This is a genomic window from Streptomyces caatingaensis (genome assembly GCF_001187435.1).
In the GTDB taxonomy this organism is placed as follows: Bacteria; Actinomycetota; Actinomycetes; order Streptomycetales; family Streptomycetaceae; genus Streptomyces; species Streptomyces caatingaensis.
Genome location: NZ_LFXA01000002.1, coordinates 101,557 through 122,223 on the forward strand (window position 1 = coordinate 101,557; position 20,667 = coordinate 122,223).

Annotated in this window: 14 protein-coding genes and 2 pseudogenes; 12 read left to right on the top strand and 4 right to left on the bottom strand. The window is 73.2% G+C overall.

What is annotated here, in order from left to right; all coding sequences use genetic code 11:
- The first annotated feature begins 139 nt into the window (after positions 1–139).
- Complete coding sequence (locus tag AC230_RS01260) at positions 140–625, top strand: hypothetical protein (RefSeq protein WP_049714057.1); 486 nt, start codon at positions 140–142, stop codon at positions 623–625.
- Positions 626–1,053: 428 nt separating this feature from the next.
- Here the strand turns inward: AC230_RS01260 and AC230_RS01265 are convergent, their stop codons facing one another.
- Together AC230_RS01265 and AC230_RS01270 are read right to left on the bottom strand one after the other, a co-directional pair.
- A complete protein-coding gene (locus AC230_RS01265; RefSeq protein WP_049714058.1) occupies positions 1,054–1,743 on the bottom strand; it encodes an ABC transporter ATP-binding protein in 690 nt (229 codons plus the stop codon).
- Positions 1,740–2,825, bottom strand: a complete 1,086-nt coding sequence (locus AC230_RS01270) for an ABC transporter permease (RefSeq protein ID WP_422125546.1) — start codon at positions 2,823–2,825, stop codon at positions 1,740–1,742. Before AC230_RS01270 ends, AC230_RS01265 begins: the two co-directional genes overlap by 4 nt.
- A gap of 151 nt (positions 2,826–2,976) precedes the next feature.
- Between AC230_RS01270 and AC230_RS01275 the strand changes: the two genes are divergently transcribed.
- The 5 genes from AC230_RS01275 (at position 2,977) to AC230_RS33305 (ending at position 10,267) form a co-directional block, all read left to right on the top strand.
- Positions 2,977–4,275 (top strand): sensor histidine kinase, encoded by a 1,299-nt coding sequence (locus AC230_RS01275; protein ID WP_241833030.1) that lies wholly within the window; start codon positions 2,977–2,979, stop codon positions 4,273–4,275.
- On the top strand, positions 4,272–4,904 hold the full coding sequence (locus AC230_RS01280) for a response regulator (RefSeq protein WP_049714060.1): 633 nt from the start codon (positions 4,272–4,274) through the stop codon (positions 4,902–4,904). Before AC230_RS01275 ends, AC230_RS01280 begins: the two co-directional genes overlap by 4 nt.
- A gap of 50 nt (positions 4,905–4,954) precedes the next feature.
- Complete coding sequence (murC, locus tag AC230_RS01285) at positions 4,955–6,355, top strand: UDP-N-acetylmuramate--L-alanine ligase (protein ID WP_049714061.1); 1,401 nt, start codon at positions 4,955–4,957, stop codon at positions 6,353–6,355.
- Between the two features lie 11 nt (positions 6,356–6,366).
- Positions 6,367–6,774 (top strand): peptide-methionine (R)-S-oxide reductase MsrB, encoded by a 408-nt coding sequence (gene msrB / locus AC230_RS01290; RefSeq protein ID WP_049714062.1) that lies wholly within the window; start codon positions 6,367–6,369, stop codon positions 6,772–6,774.
- Between the two features lie 88 nt (positions 6,775–6,862).
- Positions 6,863–10,267: a DEAD/DEAH box helicase gene (locus AC230_RS33305; RefSeq protein WP_049714063.1), complete on the top strand. Its 3,405-nt coding sequence runs from the start codon at positions 6,863–6,865 to the stop codon at positions 10,265–10,267.
- Here AC230_RS33305 and treZ read toward each other — a convergent pair.
- Both treZ and lpdA read right to left on the bottom strand, forming a co-directional pair.
- The gene (gene treZ, locus AC230_RS01300; protein ID WP_049714064.1) at positions 10,249–11,988 is read right to left on the bottom strand and encodes a malto-oligosyltrehalose trehalohydrolase; all 1,740 of its coding nucleotides are present in this window, start codon (positions 11,986–11,988) and stop codon (positions 10,249–10,251) included. The two genes, AC230_RS33305 and treZ, sit on opposite strands and share 19 nt — an antisense overlap.
- Before the next feature lie 11 nt (positions 11,989–11,999).
- Positions 12,000–13,415, bottom strand: a complete 1,416-nt coding sequence (gene lpdA / locus AC230_RS01305; RefSeq protein ID WP_049714065.1) for a dihydrolipoyl dehydrogenase — start codon at positions 13,413–13,415, stop codon at positions 12,000–12,002.
- Between the two features lie 58 nt (positions 13,416–13,473).
- Here lpdA and AC230_RS01310 point away from each other — a divergent pair, with 58 nt between their 5' ends.
- The 6 genes and pseudogenes from AC230_RS01310 (at position 13,474) to AC230_RS32340 (ending at position 20,583) form a co-directional block, all read left to right on the top strand.
- Positions 13,474–14,382 carry a LysR family transcriptional regulator gene (locus AC230_RS01310; protein WP_422125547.1) on the top strand — a complete coding sequence of 303 codons (909 nt, stop codon included), beginning with the start codon at positions 13,474–13,476 and terminating at the stop codon, positions 14,380–14,382.
- Positions 14,383–14,526: 144 nt separating this feature from the next.
- Positions 14,527–14,922, top strand: coding sequence for an SseB family protein (locus AC230_RS01315; protein WP_241833031.1), 396 nt, complete (start codon positions 14,527–14,529; stop codon positions 14,920–14,922).
- The gene (locus AC230_RS01320; protein WP_053160932.1) at positions 14,919–15,470 is read left to right on the top strand and encodes a hypothetical protein; all 552 of its coding nucleotides are present in this window, start codon (positions 14,919–14,921) and stop codon (positions 15,468–15,470) included. Before AC230_RS01315 ends, AC230_RS01320 begins: the two co-directional genes overlap by 4 nt.
- Positions 15,467–15,988 (top strand): annotated as a pseudogene (locus tag AC230_RS34440) (putative T7SS-secreted protein); the annotation flags it as partial. The gene AC230_RS01320 and the pseudogene AC230_RS34440, both read left to right, overlap by 4 nt.
- Before the next feature lie 133 nt (positions 15,989–16,121).
- Positions 16,122–20,222: pseudogene (locus AC230_RS01325) on the top strand (DUF6531 domain-containing protein); the annotation flags it as partial.
- Position 20,223: 1 nt separating this feature from the next.
- Complete coding sequence (locus AC230_RS32340; protein ID WP_157868473.1) at positions 20,224–20,583, top strand: hypothetical protein; 360 nt, start codon at positions 20,224–20,226, stop codon at positions 20,581–20,583.
- Positions 20,584–20,667 lie beyond the last annotated feature (84 nt).

Consider the following 20,667-nt stretch of genomic DNA (forward strand, 5'->3'; position numbering starts at 1 on the left):
TGTTCCGGTTCTCGTCCGACGGGCAGAATTGTGTCGGACGCTCCCCCGGGGGCACGGGTTCGAAACAGCGGGCTCCCGAGGAGCCCGCGCAGGATGGTTTCTGTGTGGGCCCGGGCCCACGGAGAGAAGGGCGCCGACCGTGTTCACGAGCGTATTGATGATCGAGCAGCCGCTGTCCGCGACGGACGTCGACTTCGTCACGAGCCTGCACGACGACGAACTGTCCTTCGTGGTCCTCATGCAGCCCAGAGGTGCGGAGGACCGGCTGCTGCGCGCCATCGACGACGTCGCCCTGGGGGAGCTCGAACAGGCCGTCCACGAGGCGGACGAGCCCGAGGGCGAGGCCGCCCTGCGGCCCGCCGCCCTCGCCCTGGAGCACTCGCTGCGCCGGCTGCGCGCGGCCGGCTGCGAGGCGGTCGGCCAGATCATCGACGACCATCCGCTGGACCTGCTGCGCTCCGTCGTGGAGCAGACGCACGCCGACGAGGTCATCGTCCTCACCGCCCCCCACCTCGTCGAGGAGTTCTTCCACCGCGACTGGGCCTCCCGCGCCCGCCACAAGGTCGGCGTCCCGGTGCTGAAGCTCTACGCCCACGCCGACGAGGAGCCGGAAGCGGAGGAGTGAGCCGCCCTCTCCGGGGCGGGGCACCCCGGGCACCCGGGGCCCGGCCCCGGCTTCGCCCGGCCCCGCCCGCTCCGGCCCTGCCTTACGCGGCCCCTGCCCTGCCCCGCCCGGGTCCTGCCCGGCTTCGCCCGGCCCCGCCCGGGTCCTGCCCTGCCTTACGCGGCCCCTGCCCTGCCAGGTCATGCCCTGCCAGGCCCTGCCCCGCCCGGCTGCGGCCCGGCCCCGCAGGGCCCCGGCCCCGTAGGGCGCCCGGAGCCCGGGGACGGCCGGAGCCCGGGGACGGCCGGAGCCCGGGGACGGCCGGAGCCCGGGGACGGCCGGAGCCCGGGGACGGCCGGAGCCCGGGGACGGCCGGAGCCCGGGGACGGCCGCCGGGCGCGGTGCCCGGTGGCCCGGGCGGGCCGTGATCCGGCGCCGGACCCTCCCCGTCAACTCCCCTCGCCCAGGCGCCCGTCCGTCATCGTCAGGACCCGGTCGGCGTGGTCGAGCAGAGGGCGGTCGTGGGTGACCAGGACCGTCGCGGTGCGGTGCCGGCGGGTGACGGAGGCGAGGAGGCGCATCACCCGCTCCCCGCGCTCGCGGTCCAGCGCGGAGGTGGGTTCGTCGACGAGCAGGACGGACGGGCCGCCGTAGAGGGCACGGGCGATGTTGACCCGCTGGCGTTCGCCGCCCGAGAGCTGGTGCGGACGGCGGTGCCGCTGGTCGGCGCCGAGCCCGACCGACTCCAGGAGCTCCTCGGCGCGCCGCCGGCCCTCCCGTACCGAGCCGCCGCGCAGGTGCTCGACGGCCAGCAGCTGCTCGACGGCGGTCAGCGAGGCGAGCAGGTTGGCCTGCTGGAAGACGATCCCGACGTGCTCGCGCCGCAGCCGGGCGCGGTCGCGCCCGCCGAGCCCCGCGGTGTCCCGGCCGGCGACCACCACCCGCCCGGAGTCCGGGCGCAGCAGCGTCGCCGCGACGGCGAGCAGGGAGGACTTGCCGGAGCCCGACGGTCCGGCGACGGCGACCAGTTCGCCGGCGGCGACGGCCAGGGAGACCCCGTCAAGCGCAGTCAGCCGGCGGCCGCCATCCGGATAGGTGAGTTCCACGGACTCCAGCAGCAGCGGTGCGGGGTCGGTCATCGGGAGGCCCCCAGGGCGGTCAGCGGGTCAACGGAGGTGATGCGGCGGACGGCGAGGGCCGAGCCGGCGAGGCCCAGCAGCACCATCGCCGCCATCGGCACGGCCGCGGTGGCGGCGCCGAGTTCGAAGGGCACGGAGCGCGCCGCCAGCCACCCGCCGCAGAACCCGGCCGCGCCGCCCGCCGCCGTCCCGGCGACCAGGACGGCCAGCGCCTGGGCGAGGGCGTCGCGCACCAGGTAGCCGCTGCTGGCGCCGACGGCCTTGAGCACCGCCACGTCCGGGCGCCGCTGCACCGTCCACACCGTGAAGAACGCCCCCACCACGAGTGCGCTCACCACCAGCAGGAAGCCCTGGATCAGCTGGAGCGTGCCGTGCTCGGCGACGTAACCGTCGATCCCGTCCAGCGCGGCGTCCCGGCCCACCGCCTTCGTCGCGCGCGCCGCCTCCCCGGACGGGCGCCCGTCGCCGCGGACCGCGAGCGCGGTGGGCTGCCGCTGGCGGGTGGCCTCCCTCCAGGTGGCGAGCGTCGTCCAGACCGCCGGGGCGTGCGCGTGGCCGCGGTCCGCGGTGACGCCGGACACGGTCACCCCCGACCGCGCGCCCAGGGTGACCCGGTCGCCCGCCCGCAGCCCGGCGTCGCGCGCGACGCGTTCGCCCACGGCCACCTCGCCGTCCCCCGGCGCCCGGCCGGAGAGCAGCGGCGGCAGTAGCCCGGCCGTCCCGCCGAACGCGCCGACCGGGACCGCCGCCGAGGCCCCGGCGAGACGCGTCATCGCCACCCCGAACGGCTCCGCCGAGCGCACCCCGGGCGCCGCCCGCCAGGCGGCCAGCGCGGCGTCGTCCACCGTGCTGCGCGAGAACGACACCTCGGGCGCCGCGCCCGCCGGGGCGCCGAAGACGACACGGTCGGCCGGCAGCCCGGCCACGGCGGACGACGCCTCGCCGGCCAGCCCGCCGGTCAGGCCGTGCAGGAAGACCACGAGCGTGGTGATGAGCGCGACGACCGTACCCATGAGGGCGAACCGCCCCCGGGCGAAACGGATGTCACGGAGCGCGACGAACAACGGGATCCTCTCTTCCACGGGACCCCACCACCCTCCCCGCCCGCGCCCCCGCCGCCATCGGGCCGCCGTACGGTCCGCGGGACCACCGTCCGCAGCACCCCGGAATCCATCGAACGGTTGAGGGACGGCCCGGCGGGGGCGCCCCCGCCGGGCCCGTACGCTCGACGGTGTGACCACCCCCGCACCGCCCCCGCCCGCCCACGGCGCCGCCGTGTCCTCCCCGCGGCTCGTGCGGTACGCCCTGCACGGCGCCTTCTTCGCCCTGCTCGCGGTGGCCCTCGCCCCCTCCGTCCTCGCCCCCTCCGCCAGTCGCGCGCCGCTGCTGCCCGGGCTCCTCCTCGGCCTGCTCTACGCCCTGGCCGCGCTGCGCGAGCGCCGCCCCGGAGGCTCCCGCTCCGGCGCCTGGCTGGCCGCCGTCAGCGCCCTGTGGCTCGTCCTGCTCTTCCTCGACCGGGGCTTCTCCTACCTCGCCTTCCCCCTCTTCTTCCTCTACCTGCACCTCATGCCGGTGCGCTGGGCCCACCCCGCGATCGCCGCCGCCACCGGCGCGGTCGTCGCCGCCCAGGCGGCCGGGCCCGGCGGCCTCACGACCGCGAAGGTCGTCGGACCGGTCGCCGGCGCCGTCGTCGCGATCATGACCGGGTACGGGTACGCCGCGCTCTACCGCGAGAGCCGCCGCCGGCAGGACCTCATCGACGACCTCGTGCGCACCCGCGACGAACTCGCCGCCGCCCAGCGCGAGGCCGGCCGCCTCGCCGAGCGGCAGCGGCTCGCCCGCGAGATCCACGACACCCTCGCCCAGGGCCTGTCCAGCATCGTCCTGCTCGCCCGCGCCGCCGAGACCGCACCGCCGGAGCGGGCCCGCGAGCGGCTGCGCGAGATCGGCCGCACCGCCGCCGACAACCTCGCCGAGGCGCGCCGCTTCGTCAGCGACCTCACCCCGCCCGCCCTGGACGACGCCCCGCTCCCCGAGGCGCTGCGCCGCGTCACCGAACGGGCCGTCCCCGGCGCCGTCTTCCGCCTCGACGGCGACCCGCGCCCGCTGCCCGTCGGTGCCGAGGTCGCCCTGCTGCGCCTGACCCAGGAGGCGCTGGCCAACGCGGCCCGGCACGCCCGCGCGGAGCGGGTCGCGGTGACCCTGGCCTACCTCGACGGCCAGGTCGCCCTGGACGTCTTCGACGACGGCGTCGGCTTCGTCCCCGGTGCCGCCCCCGGCGGCGGGCGCCGCACCTTCGGCCTGCACGGCATGCGGGAGCGCATCGCCGAACTGGGCGGCACGCTCGCGGTGGAGTCCGCGCCGAGGGAGGGCACGGTGGTGGCGGCCGTCCTGCCGGCCGGTGCCGAGAGGGCGGTCACGGCGGAGGGGACAGGCATCGCCGACGGGGTGACTCCCGCGGACAGGACGGCCACCGCCGCAGCAACGGCCACCCCCGCAGCAACGGCCACCGCCCAGGAGACCGCCGCATGATCTCCGTCCTCATCGTCGACGACCACCCCGTCGTCCGCCGCGGCCTGCGCGCCATGGTCGACGACCTGCCCGACGTCGAGGCCGTCGGCGAGGCCGCCGACGGCTCGGAGGCGCTGCGGCTGCTGGCGGACGGCCCGCGGCCCGACGTCGTCCTCATGGACCTCCAGATGGGCACCGGCATGCACGGCGTCGAGGCCACCCGCCGGATCACCGCCCTCCCCGCACCGCCCGCCGTCCTGATCCTCACCACCTACAGCACCGACGCCGACATCCTGGCCGCGGTCGAGGCGGGCGCCACCGGCTACCTGCTCAAGGACGCCCCGCCCGAGGAGGTCGCCGCGGCCGTCCACGCCGCCGCCCGCGGCGAGACCGTCCTCGCCCCGCCCGTGGCCGCCCGGCTGCTGGGCCGGGTGCGCTCCGGCGGCCGCCCCGCGCTCTCCCCGCGCGAGACCGAGATCCTGGCCCTGCTCGCCGAGGGCCTGGCCAACCGGCAGATCGCCCGCCGCCTCTTCATCAGCGAGGCCACGGTCAAGACGCACCTCGTGCACGTCTACGAGAAGCTGGGCGTCGACAGCCGCACCGGCGCGGTCGCGGCGGGACTGGCGGCCGGGCTGATCCGCCCGGTCTGACAGAATCCGTCGTAGCTAGTTACTGAAGCGACCCCCAGGGAGCACCGCACATGGCACCGGCCGTCCCCACGACGATGGACCGACCGCACTTCATCGGCATCGGCGGCGCCGGCATGTCGGGCATCGCCAAGATCCTCGCCCAGCGCGGCGCGAAGGTCGCCGGCAGCGACGCCCGGGAGTCCGCCACCGCCGACGCGCTGCGCGCCCTCGGCGCCACCGTCCACATCGGCCACGCCGCCGGGCACCTCGCCGAGGACGCCACCTGCGTCGTCGTCTCCAGCGCCATCCGGCCCGACAACCCCGAGCTGGCCGCCGCGGCCGCGCGCGGCATCCCCGTCGTCCACCGCTCGGACGCGCTCGCCCGCCTGATGGACGGACTGCGCCCGATCGCCGTCGCCGGCACCCACGGCAAGACGACCACCACCTCGATGCTCGCCGTCTCCCTGGACACCCTCGGCCTCGACCCGTCCTACGCCATCGGCGGCGACCTCGCCGGGCCCGGCACCAACGCCCGGCACGGTGCGGGCGAGATCTTCGTCGCCGAGGCCGACGAGAGCGACCGCAGCTTCCACAAGTACGCGCCCGAGGTCGCGATCATCCTCAACGTGGAGCTCGACCACCACGCCAACTACGCCTCCATGGCGGAGATCCACGACTCGTTCGAGACCTTCGTCGGCCGGATCCGCCCCGGCGGCACCCTCGTCGTCGCCGCCGACCAGGCCGGCGCCCGCGACCTGACCGCCCGCGTCGCGGACCGCGAGGGCCTGAACGTCGTCACCTACGGCGAGGGCGAGGACGCCGACGTCCGCATCCTCTCCGTCGTCCCCCGCGGCCTGACCAGCGACGTCACCGTCACCCTCGACGGCCGCACGCTCACCTTCACCGTCTCCGTCCCCGGCCGCCACTACGCCCACAACGCCGTCGCCGCCCTCGCCGCCGGCGCCGCCCTCGGCGTCCCCGCGGACGAACTCGCCCGCGCCCTCGGCTCGTTCACCGGCGTCGGCCGCCGCCTCCAGCTCAAGGGCGAGGCCGCCGGCGTCCAGGTCATCGACTCCTACGCCCACCACCCCACCGAGATGACCGCCGACCTGGAGGCCATCCGCGGCGCCGCCGGCGACGCCTCCCGCATCCTGGTCGTCTTCCAGCCGCACCTCTTCAGCCGCACCCAGGAGCTCGGCAAGGAGATGGGCCAGGCCCTCGCCCTCGCCGACTCCTCCGTCGTCCTCGACATCTACCCGGCCCGCGAGGACCCCGTCCCCGGCGTCACCAGCGACCTGATCATCGAGGCCGCCCGCGCCGCCGGCGCCGACGTCCGCCCCGAGCACGCCATGGCCGCCGTCCCCGACGTCGTCGCGGGAATGGCCCGCCCCGGCGACCTCGTTCTCACCATGGGCGCCGGCGATGTCACGGACCTCGGCCCGAGGATCCTCGCCGCCCTGGAGAACCGATAAGGGGAACCCCGATGTCCTACGAGGTCGAGAAGACGGACGAACAGTGGCGCGCCGAGCTGTCCCCGGCCGAGTACGAGGTGCTCCGCCGGGCCGGCACGGAACCCGCCTTCCGCGGCGAGTACACCGACACCACCACGGCCGGCGTCTACACCTGCCGCGCCTGCGGCGCCGAACTCTTCCGCTCCACCGAGAAGTTCCCCAGCCACTGCGGCTGGCCCAGCTTCTACGACCCCAAGGACTCCGCCGCCGTCGAGCTCCACGAGGACCGCTCCCACGGCATGCTCCGCACCGAGGTCCGCTGCGCCCGCTGCGGCTCCCACCTCGGCCACGTCTTCGAGGGCGAGGGCTACCCCACCCCCACCGACCAGCGCTACTGCATCAACTCGATCGCGCTGCGACTGGAGCCGGCGGAGGGCTGAGCGGGCCGATCCCCTGCTGGCCGCGGGCGACAGCGCGTGGCTAGGCTGATCAACCCGGCGAGAGCGCGGGTCCGGAGGGGGCGATCGGGTGGGGGCGGTGTCCGCGGAGCGGCGGCGCAGGGCCGAAGTGGTGCGGTTCTGGCGGGCGGTCGAGATGTTCAGCCCGCAGAAGGTGCCCACCGTACGGCCGGACGAGCAGGTCTTCGCCGTCCGGCCCGAGCGTCCACTGCCCTGGCAAGGCGGAGCGCAGCTGCCACCCCCGCGCCCCGGGCATGTCTGGCAGCACACCGTCTACTGCGGGGTGTTCGCCATCGAACGCGTGCGGGACGTGCTGGCCGACGCCTTCCCCGAGGCCGCCGAGGAGGAACACGACGGGCGGGTCGGCGGCGACAGCGCCTTGATGTCCTTCACCGTCAATCAGGACGGTCTGCTGCTGAAGGACTCGGTGTTCTTCTCGTCCTGTGCCTGGGCCGTGGGACGCACCCGGTCACCGGGGCCCTCCGAGGCACGCTGGCTCGACGGATTCGCCGACGAGGCCGAGACCTGTGCGCAGCGGATGCTCGGCCTCGCGGACGGGAAACTCAGAGTGGAGGGGAGCCGTCCGGGCCCGGGCGGGCTGCTCGCGGTGGCGGGGACGATCGTCGGCGACGCGATGACCGGCGGGATCGTGTCCGGTGCCGGCGGACTCCTGCGCGACGTGGTGGGCGGTTCCCTTTCCGACGCCGTGACCGGGGTGGTGCGGTCGGCCGCGGAGGGAGCCGCCGAAGCGCTGGTCCGACGCGCGGACGACGCTGACGCCCATGCGGCGGACAGCGCGGAAGACGGGGGCCGCCCCCTCCCGGAGGGCGTCGGCACCCGTCCCCTGACCTTCGAGGACATCGCCGCCTTCACCGCGTGGCTCGCCGACCGCTTCGGTGTCACCGAGGACCTCATACCCGATGCCGCCCGGGTGAAGAGCGTCCAGGTGCGCGAGGACAAGGACGACGAGTCCACTCCCCAGGACTTCCTCAACAGCTTCATCGCCGATGACCTCGACCGGGTCGCGGAAGAGCTGACCCGGGGCGGCGCCGGCCGTGCCCTGGAGTCGTACCTGACCGAGACGGCCCGGGTGGATGTCCGGTCGCGCCAGGACGTGCGTGAGCGTCCGGAGGTGGTCTGGGAAGGGGTGATGCCCGAACACATTCCGCTGGGCCGGTGGCCGTCGGCCACCGACCGGTCGCTGGTGCTCAGCCAGCAGTTCGCCGTGAACCGGCTCCTCGCCGAACTCGGCGAGCGACCCGGCGTCTTCTCGGTGAACGGGCCACCGGGCACCGGCAAGACGACGATGCTCCGGGACGTCATCGCCGCCCTGATCACTCGGCGGGCCTGTGCCCTGTCGGAACTGAGCGATCCGCAGCAGGCGTTCGGCCGCACCCACACCTGGCGCAGCGAGCAGTTCACCCGCACCGTACGTGAGCTGAAGCCGCCGTTCGCGGGCTTCGAGATGGTGGTGGCCTCCGCCAACAACGGGGCGGTGCAGAACATCACCGACGAGATACCCTCCGCCGGAGCCATCGCCCAGCAGTGGCGGGACGAAGCGGAGTACCTGTCCGACCAGGCTTCCCTCATGCTGAACGGCGCCGACGCCTGGGGCGCCATCGCGGCCCGGCTGGGCAACCGCAAGAACCGGGGCGAGTTCACCGAGAGCTTCTGGTGGGGCAACCTGCGGGAGAGGACGTCACGCGGGGGAACCCGGCGCGTCCGTACCGACAAAGGACTGTTCCACCTGCTCAGCGGGCGCGGTGAGCAGCCCGCCGGGCCGGTGGACTGGCGGGAGGCCGTACGCCGCTTCACATCGGCGCGGCGCACGGTGGAGCGGATGCGCGACGAACGGCAGCGCGTCGCCCTGGCGTTGCGGGAACTCGCCCCTGCCCGACGCGAGTGGGCGGACGCGCTACGGCGGGCCACCGCGGTGGCCGAGTCGCTGCCCCTGCTGCGCCGGAGGGCCGCCGAGGCCCTCGACGCAGTGGAGCGGCTGGCCGCGGCCGAGCGGGAGGCCGTCGAACGCCGCCGCCAGCACCAGGCCGCCCAACCCGGCCTGCTGCACAGCCTGTTCACCGGCGGTCGCGCGAACCGCAGCTGGCAGGACGAGTACGAGCGGCTGACCGCGCTCGTCGAGGACTGTGCCGAGGCCGCGGCCGGGGCACGCACCCGGCTCGATGCCGTCCGCGGGGAGATCGGGACGGCCCAGCACCTGGTCGGGGCCGCGGACGCCCGCCGGGCACGGGTGGCCGAGCTGGAGTGGACGGTGCGCCGGGCGCGCGAGCGTTGGGGCCCTCACGTTCCCGATCCGGCGGACTTCGCCCCGGACACCGACCGGGCGACCGCCGAGCGCCGTGAGAAGTCCGCCCCCTGGGCGGACGAGGAGTTCGCGGCAGCGCGCACCAGGCTGTTCCTGGAGGCCCTGCGTCTGCACCGGGCCTTCCTGGGGGCGACGGGGAACACCATGTTCAAGAACCTTCAGGCAGCCATGGACGTCGTCGGTGGCGACGCTCCGAAGACCCTGAAGCCGGAGGCCGTACGGGCCGCCTGGCAGAGTCTGTTCCTCACCGTACCGGCCGTCTCCACGACCTTCGCCTCGTACGACCGCCTCTTCGCCGGACTGGGCCGGGAGGACCTGGGGTGGCTGTTCGTGGACGAGGCGGGTCAGGCATCTCCGCAAATGCCGGTGGGAGCGCTGTGGCGCACCCGCAGGGCGGTGCTCGTGGGCGACCCCCTGCAGCTGGAACCGGTCGTCGTTCTGCCGTGGACGGCCCAGCAGCGCCTGCGGGAACACCACCGTGTCGCCCAGGAGTGGTCCCCGTCCTGGACCTCGGCCCAGCAGGTGGCCGACCGGCTCGGCCGCTGGGGCACGACGCTGCCCGCGGCCCTTCCCGACGGATCGACCCAGGTGTGGGTCGGGGCGCCGCTGCGGGTGCACAGGCGCTGCGACGACCCCATGTTCTCCGTGAGCAACGACATCGCCTACGACGGTCTGATGGTGCACGGAGTGCCGGACCGGGGCGACTTCGGACCGTTGCCCCGCAGTTTCTGGTGGGACGTGCGGTCCCGGGAGGCGGTCGGCAAGTGGGTGCCCGCCGAGGGACGGGCGCTCACCGACGCCGTCGAGCGCCTTTTCCGCGAAGGGCTGCCCCGCGACGAGCTCTACGTCATCAGCCCCTTCAAGGACGTCGCGGTGCACGCGGCGAACAGCCTTCGGGGCCTCGTCGCCCGTGAGCGTGTCGGCACCGTGCACACCGCCCAGGGCAAGGAGGCGGATGTGGTGATCATTGTGCTCGGCACCCATCCCGATGCCACGGGTTCACGGCGCTGGGCCGCCACCAAGCCCAACCTCCTCAATGTCGCGGTCAGCCGGGCCAGGCGCCGTCTGATCGTGATCGGCAATCACGAGTCCTGGTACGGGCAGCGTCACTTCTCCGTCCTCGCCCGCCGGCTTCAGCGCTTCGCCCGGTGACCGTCTCCTGGAAGGTTCCGGATCACGGCCGCACACTCGGCCGGCAGCCGGAGAACCCCCTCCTCCACCACGACCGGCCGCCACGCCGCCAGGACCTCGGATCCGTCCGGAACGGCGAGTTCCACCGCTGTCGCCCCCAGATTGGCCGCCACCAGGACCGCCCCCCGGCGGAAGGTGAGGCAGCGGTCCGGGCCCATGGCGGGGGAGGTGTCCGTCCAGTCCGGTGACGTGAGGGACGGCTCCGTGCGGCGCAGGGTGATCAACGTCCGGTGCCAGGCGAGGAGTTCGGCGTGCGGCCCGCGCCCCGCCTCGGACCGGTCCAGGCAGGAGCGCAGCCGCGTGTCCGGATCCTGCGGTTCCGGTATGGCGGACTCCGGCCAGCCGTGCGCGGCGAACTCGCGGCGGCGGCCCCGGCGGACGGCTTCCGCGAGCGCCGGGTCCCGGTGATCGGTGAAGTACTGCCAGGGGGTGCGGGCGCCCCATTCCTCGCCCATGAAGAGCATGGGGGTGAAGGGCGAGCAGAGGACGATCGCGGCGGCGCAGGCGAGGAGGCCGGGGGAGAGGCGGGAGGAGAGGCGGTCGCCGAGGGCGCGGTTGCCGATCTGGTCGTGGGTCTGGGCGTAGGCGAGGAGGCGGTGGGCGGGCGTCCTCGCCGGATCCAGGGGGCGGCCGTGGCGGCGGGCGCGGAAGGAGGAGTACGTGCCGTCGTGGAAGAAGCCGGCGCGCAGGGTCTTGGTGAGGGCGAGGGCGGGATCGGCGGCGAAGTCGGCGTAGTAGCCCTGGGACTCGCCGGTGAGGGCGGTGTGCAGGGCGTGGTGGAAGTCGTCGTTCCACTGGGCGTGCAGGCCGTGGCCGCCGGCGGAACGGGGGGTGGTGGTGAGGGGGTCGTTGAGGTCCGATTCGGCGATGAGGAAGAGGGGGCGGGAGAGGGACTCCGACAACGCGTCGACGGAGGCGGAGAGTTCGGCGAGGAAGGGTGTGCCCGGCGGCAGCGCGTGGACCGCGTCCAGCCGCAGGCCGTCCAGGCGGTAGTCGCGCAGCCAGGCCAGGGCGCTGCCGGTGAAGTAGGAACGGACCTCGGGGTCTTCGAGGTTCACCGCCGCGCCCCAGGGGGTGTGGTGGGCCTCGGTGAAGTACGGGCCGAAGGCGGGCAGGTGGTTGCCCGAGGGGCCCAGGTGGTTGTGGACGACGTCGAGGACGACGCCCAGGCCCAGCGCGTGGGCCGCGTCCACGAAGCGGACGAGTCCGGCCGGGCCGCCGTAGGGTTCGTGGACGGCCCAGGGTGCCACCCCGTCGTACCCCCAGCCGTGCGTACCGGGGAAGGGGCACACGGGCATCAGTTCCACGTGGGTGACGCCCAGGCCGGCGACGGACGGCAGGTGTTCGATGGCCGCGTCGAAGGTGCCGGGGCGGGTGAAGGTGCCCACGTGCAGTTCGTAGAGGACCGTGCCCGGGAGCGGGCGGCCCGGCCAGTCGTGCCGCCAGGCGAAGCGGGACGGGTCCACGACGGCCGCGGGGCCGTCCGGGCCGTCAGGGAGGCGGCGGGCGCGCGGGTCGGGGAGGACGGGACCGTCGTCCGGGGCGAAGCCGTAGCGGGTGCCGTCGGCGCCGGGGGCGGAGCACCGCCACCAGCCGCCGCCCGCGCCGTCCATGGGGTACGTGCGGCCGTCCGCGTGCAGGGTCACCCGGGACGCGGACGGCGCCCACACCTCGTACCGCAACGGCCGCCTCCTCAGACCTGGTGCAGCCCCCGCCCCGCGAGGGACAGCATGACCTCGCCGACCGCCTCCGACAGCGTCGGGTGCGGGTGGACGTGCTGGGCGACGTCCGCCGCCTCCGCGTCCCAGCCCACGACGAGCTGGCTCTCGGCGATCATCTCCGAGACGTGCGGGCCGACCAGGTGCACACCCAGGATCCGGCCGCCGCCCTGCTCGGCCACCACCTTCACCGTGCCCCCCTGGCCGTGGACCATGCCCTTGGCGGTGCCGGTCAGCGGCATGGAGTTGACGGCGACGGCGTGCCCGCGTGCCACGGCCTCGGCCTCCGTGAGGCCGACGGACGCGGTCTGGGGGCTGGAGTACGTCACCCGTGGGACGGCCGTGTAGTCCACCGGACGGGGCGTGAGCCCCGCCAGCGTCTCCGCCACCACCAGCCCCTCGGCGAACGAGGCGTGCGCCAGGCCGAGCGACGGCGGCGGCAGCAGGTCGCCCACCACGTGGATGCCGGGGACGGCCGTCTCCAGACGGCCCCAGTCGGCGGGGGTGACGTACCCGCGCGCGTCCGTGGCCAGGCCCGCGGCGGCCAGCCCCAGGCCGTCCGTCACGGGCACCCGGCCGACGGCCACCAGCAGCCGCTCGACGTCCAGTTCCTGGACCTCTCCGCGCGGGGTGCGGACGCGCGCCCGCACCCCGCCCTCGTACGGGCGCGCGTCCTCCAGCCGCGCGCCCGTCCGCACGTCGATGCCGCGCTTCTTCAGCCCGCGGGCGAGGTGGCGGCTCACGTCCGCGTCCTCCAGCGGCAGCAGCCGGTCGGCCGCCTCGACGAGCGTCACGTCCGCCCCCATCGACCGGTGCAGCGAGGCGTACTCGACACCGATCGCCCCGCCGCCCAGGACGAGGACGGAGGCCGGCAGACCGGGTGCGAACAGCGCGTCGTCGCTGGTCACGACGTGCACGCCGGCCGGCTCCAGGCCGGGCAGCGGGCGCGGCCGCGACCCGGTCGCCAGCACGATGCCGCGGCGGGCCCGCCACCGGGCGCCGGCCTCCCCGCCCGAGTCGACGCGCACCGTCCGGGGGTCCGTCAGCGAGACGGACCCCCGGACGACGCGTACCTCCGCCTGCGCCAAGTGACGTTCCACGCCACGGTGGTTGCGCGAGACGATGTCGTCCCGCGTCGCCGTGAGCGCGGACCAGTCGACGGAGTCGAGCGTGGCCTTGACGCCCCAGCGTTCGCGGGCCTCCGCGATGCCGTCCACGAGTTCCGCCGCGTGCAGCATGGCCTTGCTCGGGACGCAGCCGCGGTGCAGGCAGGTGCCGCCCACGAGATCGCGTTCCGCGAGGACGACGTCCAGGCCGAGGTGTGCCGCGCGCAGTGCCGTGCTGTAGCCGCCCGTGCCGCCGCCGATAACGATGACATCCGTCTCATGCATGCCTCCACCCTCGGCTGAGCAGGGAAGATGAGTCCAACGCAATGTTTCGATCGATCCGATGAGGGTCGTTCATGGGGGTGGTGGCGCGGTGAGCCTGCGGCAGATGGAATACCTGGTGGCGGTGGCCGAGGAGAGGTCCTTCACCCGTGCCGCCGAGTCCCTCAACGTCACGCAGTCCGCCCTCTCCCACCAGATCAAGGCGCTCGAACGGGAGGTGGGGGGCGCCCTGTTGGAGCGCCTGCCGCGCGGGGTCGGGCTCACGCCCATGGGCCGCGCCTTCCTCCCCCACGCCGAACTGGCCGTGCGCAGCGCCGGCCAGGCACGCCGGGCGGCCCGGGCCGCGGCCGGGGCGGAGGGCGGCGAACTCCACGTCGCCACCCTGCACGCGCTCGCCGTCGGCCTCCTGCCGCGCGTCCTCGCCCGCTGGCGGCGGGAGTTCCCCGGCGTGCGGCTCCATGTGCACGAGTACACGAGCACGGACGCCCTGCGCGAGCACGTGGAACGCGGCGTGGCCGACATCGCCGTCGGCCCGCGCCCGGCGGACTGGCACGGTCCGGTGGTGCCGCTGGGCGACGAGGAGATCGTGCTCGTCGTCGCCCCCGACGACCCCCTCGCCGGCCGCACCCACCCCGTCCTCCTCCCCGAACTCGCCGACCGCGCCTGGGTGCGCTGCCAGTTGGAACCGGTGGTCGAGGGGCGCCGCTGGCTGGACTGGGCCTGCGAGCGGCACGGCTTCCGGCCACGCACGGCGGTCGAGACGCAGCACGCGTCGACCGCCGTACGGATGGCGGCTGCGGGGGTGGGGATCGTCGCCGCCTCGGTCGACGTGGCCCGGGCCACGGCCGGGGCGGTCACGGTGCCGGGAGATCCCTCGTGGCGGCGGGAGTTGGCGGTGTTCTCACGGGTGGGGCTCACGGGGGTGGCGGGGCGGTTCGCGGAGTGTTGTGGGGGGTTGGTTTCGGGGTGAGGTCGGTCGGGCCGGGGCCCTGAGGCGGGCTGTCCGGGCGCGCCCGCCCGTGCCCGCGTCCGCCGGTGCGTGCATCCCGGGGAATACCCTGTGTGACCCTTCGTCAGCCTTCTGTACGCTTCCGGGGTGAAGGAGGCGGGTGTGTTGACGTTGGCGTTGCGGGACGAGGTGGCCGCGTTGTACGCGGGGCGCGCCGAACCGCTCGAGGCACTGGGGCAGTTCCGGCGGTCGCCGGTGCTGGTGCCGCTGGACGCGCGCGGCGGTCTGTGGACGGCGGCGTACGAGGGCGTGTGGTGGATCCACGCCTTCTCGGACGAAGCTGCGCTCGCCCGGTTCATGGCGGGCCGGGCGGACGGCCGGGACGTGGAGTACGTGACCGTCCTCGGCGCCCGCCTCCTGGATGTGGTGGTTCCGGCGGTGGGGGAGCCGGTGGGGGTGGCGCTGGACGTCGGGGGCGACACTCCGTTCCTGCTGCCCCCGGTCGTGGGCGTCGTGCCGGATGTCGCGGCCGTGAACGCCGGGAGGGAAGCGGACCGTTGAGCGGGAACGGGGATCTGAAGGCCGATCGCGAGGCGCTGGACGGCATCGCCAAGGGCATCACCGACGCCCTCGCGGAACTGCGGGAGCTCGGGATGATCGGCGAGGCGGCGGCGGGCCGCGGTTTCGACGAACTCGAACTCTCGGGGCTGGAGACCGGTCACGACGGTCTGAAGGACGCGCTGAAGTCCTTCTGCGACCGCTGGGACTGGGGGGTGCGGTCACTCGTGCAGGAGGGGAACCGCTTCGCCCGCCAGGTCGGCCTGGCCGCCGGCAGCTACTACGAGAACGACCAGTACATCAAGGGGACGATGAAGGTCGGCGTCGCGGCGCTGGGTGCCGATCCGACGCTGTCCGACGAGCAGGTCGAGAAGATGTCGATGGACGAGATCGCGGACCATGGGAATTTCGCGCACGTGGATTACAGCGGGGAGTCCTTCAAGCGCTCCCACCGGCATGCGATGGAAACGCAGAAGGAACTGCTGAAGGACACGCTCGAAACGCATGGCGATCCCCTGCACACCAAGGGCAAGGACGGGGGACGACCGTGACGGACATCTTCGGGAAGGTCGGGCACGGCCTGAAGTCGGCCGTCAACAAGGCCGGGGACAAGATCGAGCACGCCGTCGACGAGGGCAAGAAGGAGCTCGGCAAAGGCGTCAACTACGTCGCCCACAAGGTGGGTGATGGCCTGGACAAGGTCGGCCTGCACGGCATCGCCGACACGGTGGACGACTTCGGTGACTTCACCGCCGACCGCCTCGGTGCCCATGTGAACGAGAAGAATCTCGGCGAGACGGACGACGCCGGGGATCTCATCCACGGCAGCACCGGCCGTATCGCCTCCACCGCCTCCCACCTCTCGGACTTCGCGGCGGCGTTCGAGCGGGTGGGCGGCGGGATGTCCCGGCTGGACTCCGAGCACTGGAAGGGGAAGGGGGCGGACGCCTTCCGCGCGAAGTTCGCGATGCACCCCACCAAGTGGGTGCATGCGGCGAAGGCGTGCGAGGACGCGGCGAAGGCCCTGACGTCGTACGAGGAGACGGTCCGCTGGGCCCAGGGGAAGGCGAAGGAGGCCCTCGCCCTCTACAAGGAGGGGAAGCGCGAGCAGAAGGCGGCTTTCGACGCGTACAAGGCGCAGGTCGAGGCGTACGGCCGCGAAGGAATTCAACGCGAAGCTCGACGCGGGCGAGGACCCCGGGAAGCGTCCCACTCCGCCCGGTTCCTGTCCCAACGCGGGCGCGGACAAGATGCAGCGCGCGCAGGAGATCCTGACCGCCGCCCGGACCCAGCGCAACAGCGCGGCGGAGTCGGCGGCTTCGGCGGTGAAAGGAGCGCTCGCGCACGCCCCGGAAAAGCCGGAGTTCACCGACCGGATGTCGCTGGACTTCGCCGACTTCCGCACGGCGTCGGCCATCGAGATGACCCACTTCGCGGGCGGCTTCGCCAAGGGCGCGGCCGATACGGTCAAATTCGCCCGCACCCTCCTGCCCATCGACCCGTACAACGTCACCCACCCCGCCCTGTATCTCGACCACATGACGAACATGGGTGCCGGGTTGATGACACTCGCCAACCACCCGGACCAGATCCCGTCCGCTCTCCTGGGCACCGGCTGGGGCAAGGACCCCTCGGAGGCGGCGGGCCGCCTCGGCTTCGACGCCCTCACCGCGCTGGCGACCGGTGGTGCCGGGGCGGGCGGCGCGGCGGCCCGGCGCGTGGCGGTGAGCGCGGGGCGGCACGGGCTGGAGGAGGCGGGGGCCCGGGGTGCCCGGCAGCTCGGCAAGGAGGCGGGGGCGGCGCGGCGACAGGTCGAGGAGGGCGCGGAGGACGCGGCCCGCAAGGATGCCCAGAGGTGCAAGGGCGGCGACCCGGTCGACCTGTCCACGGGGCACATGTTCCTGTCCCAGACGGACGTGACGCTCCCCGGCACCCTGCCTCTCGCATTCACCTGGCGTGTCCAGTCCGGCTACCGCGCCGGCCGCTGGCTGGGCCCCTCGTGGTCGAGCACGGTGGACCAGCGGTTGGAGATCGATGCCCAGGGCGTCGTCTTCGTGGCCGAAGACGGCATGCTCCTCGCCTACCCGCACCCCGTGCCGGACGTCCCGACCCTTCCGTCCCACGGGCCCCGCTGGCCACTGGAGCGGGCGGAGGGAGGCGGCTACACGATCACGGACCGGCAAGGTGACCGCACATGGCACTTCACCGCCCCGGTGCCGTCCGATGACCGTCACGAGATCGCGCTTCTCGACCAGATCAGCGACCGCAGCGGCAACTGGATCACCTTCGACTACACGGAGGACGGCACCCCCACCGGCATCACCCACAGCGGCGGATACCACCTCCGCGTCCTCACGGACACGGGGCGTGTCACTGCTCTGCACCTGGGAGATGTGGAGCTGATCCGCTACGCCTATACGGACGGGAACCTGACGGACGTCATCAACTCCTCGGGGCTTCCGCTGCGTTTCACCTACGACGACCGTGGCCGGGTCACGTCGTGGACCGACCGCAACGACCGTTCGTACCACTATGCGTACGACGACCGCGACCGCTGCGTCCGCGAGTCGGGCCAGGAGGGGCACCTCCGGTACACGCTGCAGTTCGGCGACCTCGATCCGGACACCGGCCTGCGCGTCACGCTCCTGACGGACTCCCTCGGACACACGACGCGCTACACCTTCAACGACCGTTCCCAGCTCGTCTCCGAGACCGACCCGACGGGCGCCACGACCCTGTCGGCCTGGGACCGGCACGACCGTCTGCTCTCGCGCACGGATCCGCTCGGCCACACGACAACGTTCTCCTACGACGACGCGGGCAACCTCGTCTCGGTCGTCCGTCCCGACGGCGCGGAGAGCACGGCGGCGTACAACGCCCTCGACCTCCCGGAGACGATCACCGAACCGGACGGTTCCGTCTGGCGGCAGACGTACGACGACGCCGGCCGCCGCACGTCCTTGACCGACCCGTCAGGGGCGACGACCCGTTACGCGTACGACGACGCGGGCCGTCCCCTGTCGGTCACGGACCCGCTGGGCCACACGACCCGCCTGCGCTGCGACGCGGCCGGCCTGGTGACGGAGGTGACCGATCCCCTCGGCGCGACGACGCGCTACGAGCGGGACGCCTTCGGCCGGATCGTCGCCGTCACCGACCCCCTCGGGGCGACGACGCGCCTGGCCTGGACGGTCGAGGGCCTGCTCGCCCGCCGCACCGCCCCCGACGGCGGGGAGGAGTCGTGGACGTACGACGGCGAGGGCAACTGCGTCACGTACACCGACCCGATGGGCGGCGTCACGCGGCACGAGCACACCCACTTCGACCTCGTCTCCGCCCGCACGACGCCGGACGGTGCCCGCTACACCTTCACCCACGACACCCAGCTTCAACTCCGCACGGTCACCAACCCGCAGGGCCTCACCTGGACCTACATCTACGACGAGGCTGGCCGCCTGACCTCGGAGACCGACTTCGACGGCCGTACGCTCACCTACACCCACGACGCGGCGGGCCGCCTCGCCTCGCGCACGAACGCGCTGGGCGAGACGACGACGTACGCCTACGACGCGGTCGGCCGGATCGCGTCGAAGGACGCGGACGGTGCGGTCACGACGTACGCCCACGACGTGAACGGCCGCCTCCGTGAGGCGGCCGGCCCCGACGCGACGGTGATCTACACCCGCGACCGCCTCGGCCGGATCAAGTCCGAGACGGTCAACGGCCGTACGCTCACGTACGCCTACGACGCCCTCGGCCGCCGCACCCGCCGCGTGACCCCCAGCGGCGCGGTCACCACCTGGACGTACGACGCGGCCGGCAACCGCACGTCCCTCACGGCCAACGGCCACACCTTCACCCTCGAACACGACGCGGCGGGCCGGGAGGTGGCCCGCCACTTCGGCCAGGGCCTGACCCTGACCCACGCCTGGGACGCGGCGGGGCGCCTGTCGTCCCAATCCCTGACCGGCGTCACCGACCCCCTCCACCGCACCTACACCTACCGCCCCGACGGCCACCTGACCGCCCTCACGGACTCGGCGACGGGCACTCGCCGCTTCGACCTCGACGCGGCGGGTCGCGTCACGGCCGTCCACGCCGCCAACTGGACGGAGCGCTACGCCTACGACGAGGCGGGCAACCAGACGGAGGCGTCCTGGCCGACGGACCACCCGGGCGCGGAGGCCCACGGCCCCCGCTCCTACGAGGGCACCCGAATAACCCGCGCCGGCCGGGTCCGCTACGAACACGACCCCCAGGGCCGAGTGGTCCTGCGCCAGAAGACCCGCCTCTCCCGCAAACCGGAAACCTGGCGCTACACCTGGGACGCCGAGGACCGCCTCACCGCCGTCACCACCCCCGACGGCACCAACTGGCGCTACCTGTACGACCCCTTCGGCCGCCGCACGGCCAAACAGCGCCTGACCCCCTCGGGCGAGGTCGCCGAAGAAACCACCTTCACCTGGGACGGCCCCACCCTCACCGAACAAACCACCACAGCCACCGAACTCCCCCACCCGGTCACCCTCACCTGGGACCACGACGGCCACCGTCCCGTCTCCCAGACCGAGCGAATATCCTCCCCGGACGCCTCCCAACGGACCATCGACGAGCGCTTCTTCGCCATCGTCACCGACCTGGTCGGCACGCCGACGGAGCTGATCGACGAGTCGGGCACGACGGCTTGGCGCTCGCGCACCACCCTTTGGGGAATCACAGCCTGGGCAACGGACAGCACCACCTATACCCCGCTCCGCTTCCCCGGCCAATACTTCGACCCGGAGACCGGACTCCACTACAACTTCCATCGCCACTACGACCCTGACACGGCCCGCTATACCGCTTCGGACCTCCTCGGCCTCGCTGCAGCGCCCAACTCGGTCACCTATGTAATCAACCCGCACATTTGGCTTGATCCACTTGGGCTCGCGCCCTACCCGACAGATGTGGCACTAGGGATCCGAGAAGAAGGGCTCCGAGAGTTTGCGGACAGTAACGGATTCACGCATTACTTGGACAACTGGACGGACTTCGAAGCCGATGTCCGTGCCGCGGCGCACAACCCGAAGGTGCGCCTGCACATCGTCATGGACGGGTTCAGTGGATCGACGCCAGCAGAACGGTTCATGAGAGCCTATGAGAACGGCATGGGGGATAACTGGTACGCGACAGAGCGCGAGATGTACCACGTGGGAAAGGCTGTGCGCTTGGGGGATCGAACGTGGGATAGCATCACGTTCTACGAGAACGGAAAGCCTGTATCAGTACCCGAGCCAGAACACTGGCCCATGCCGAAGAGGTAGCATGCAAAAGGTTATTTCATGGGAGCGAAAGTTCCAAGTGTGGCAGTACTCGGTTAGTCACTCCGTCCTTCTTTTGCGAAGCTTTCACCCGCAAAAGTACACGACGCGTATTGATGTCGCCTTCCCTGCCGTGACGTTGATGCACCTACAGCCCAGCTATGAGACCCTCAGTGTTCGACAGGCCACCGAGGAGGAACGGCTGCGCATCCTGGGAGCTACCGCAGAGAAAATCACCCATGGAAACCTCTTCTTGCTCAACGAGGGAGAAGGGTATGTGCATGCGGCGGACTTCTCCTGGCATGAGGACTCGGGCGACCACCACACACCATCGAGCTTCGGCCCGTTGCGTGGTACCGCTTGAGTCGGTACAGGATCCGCAGGCACCCCAGCTCTGGTGGTAGATGAACGGTCAAGGGCCGGGCGGCTGAGAGCGCCGGACTCGTAT

Bases quoted from the DNA above. Each gene is read 5' to 3' on its own strand.
- AC230_RS01265 (WP_049714058.1), bottom strand. From the start codon at position 1,743: ATGACCGACCCCGCACCGCTGCTGCTGGAGTCCGTGGAACTCACCTAT.
- AC230_RS01280 (WP_049714060.1), top strand. From the start codon at position 4,272: ATGATCTCCGTCCTCATCGTCGACGACCACCCCGTCGTCCGCCGCGGC.
- murC (WP_049714061.1), top strand. From the start codon at position 4,955: ATGGCACCGGCCGTCCCCACGACGATGGACCGACCGCACTTCATCGGC.
- msrB (WP_049714062.1), top strand. From the start codon at position 6,367: ATGTCCTACGAGGTCGAGAAGACGGACGAACAGTGGCGCGCCGAGCTG.
- lpdA (WP_049714065.1), bottom strand. From the start codon at position 13,415: ATGCATGAGACGGATGTCATCGTTATCGGCGGCGGCACGGGCGGCTAC.
- AC230_RS01310 (WP_422125547.1), top strand. From the start codon at position 13,474: ATGAGGGTCGTTCATGGGGGTGGTGGCGCGGTGAGCCTGCGGCAGATG.
- AC230_RS32340 (WP_157868473.1), top strand. From the start codon at position 20,224: ATGCAAAAGGTTATTTCATGGGAGCGAAAGTTCCAAGTGTGGCAGTAC.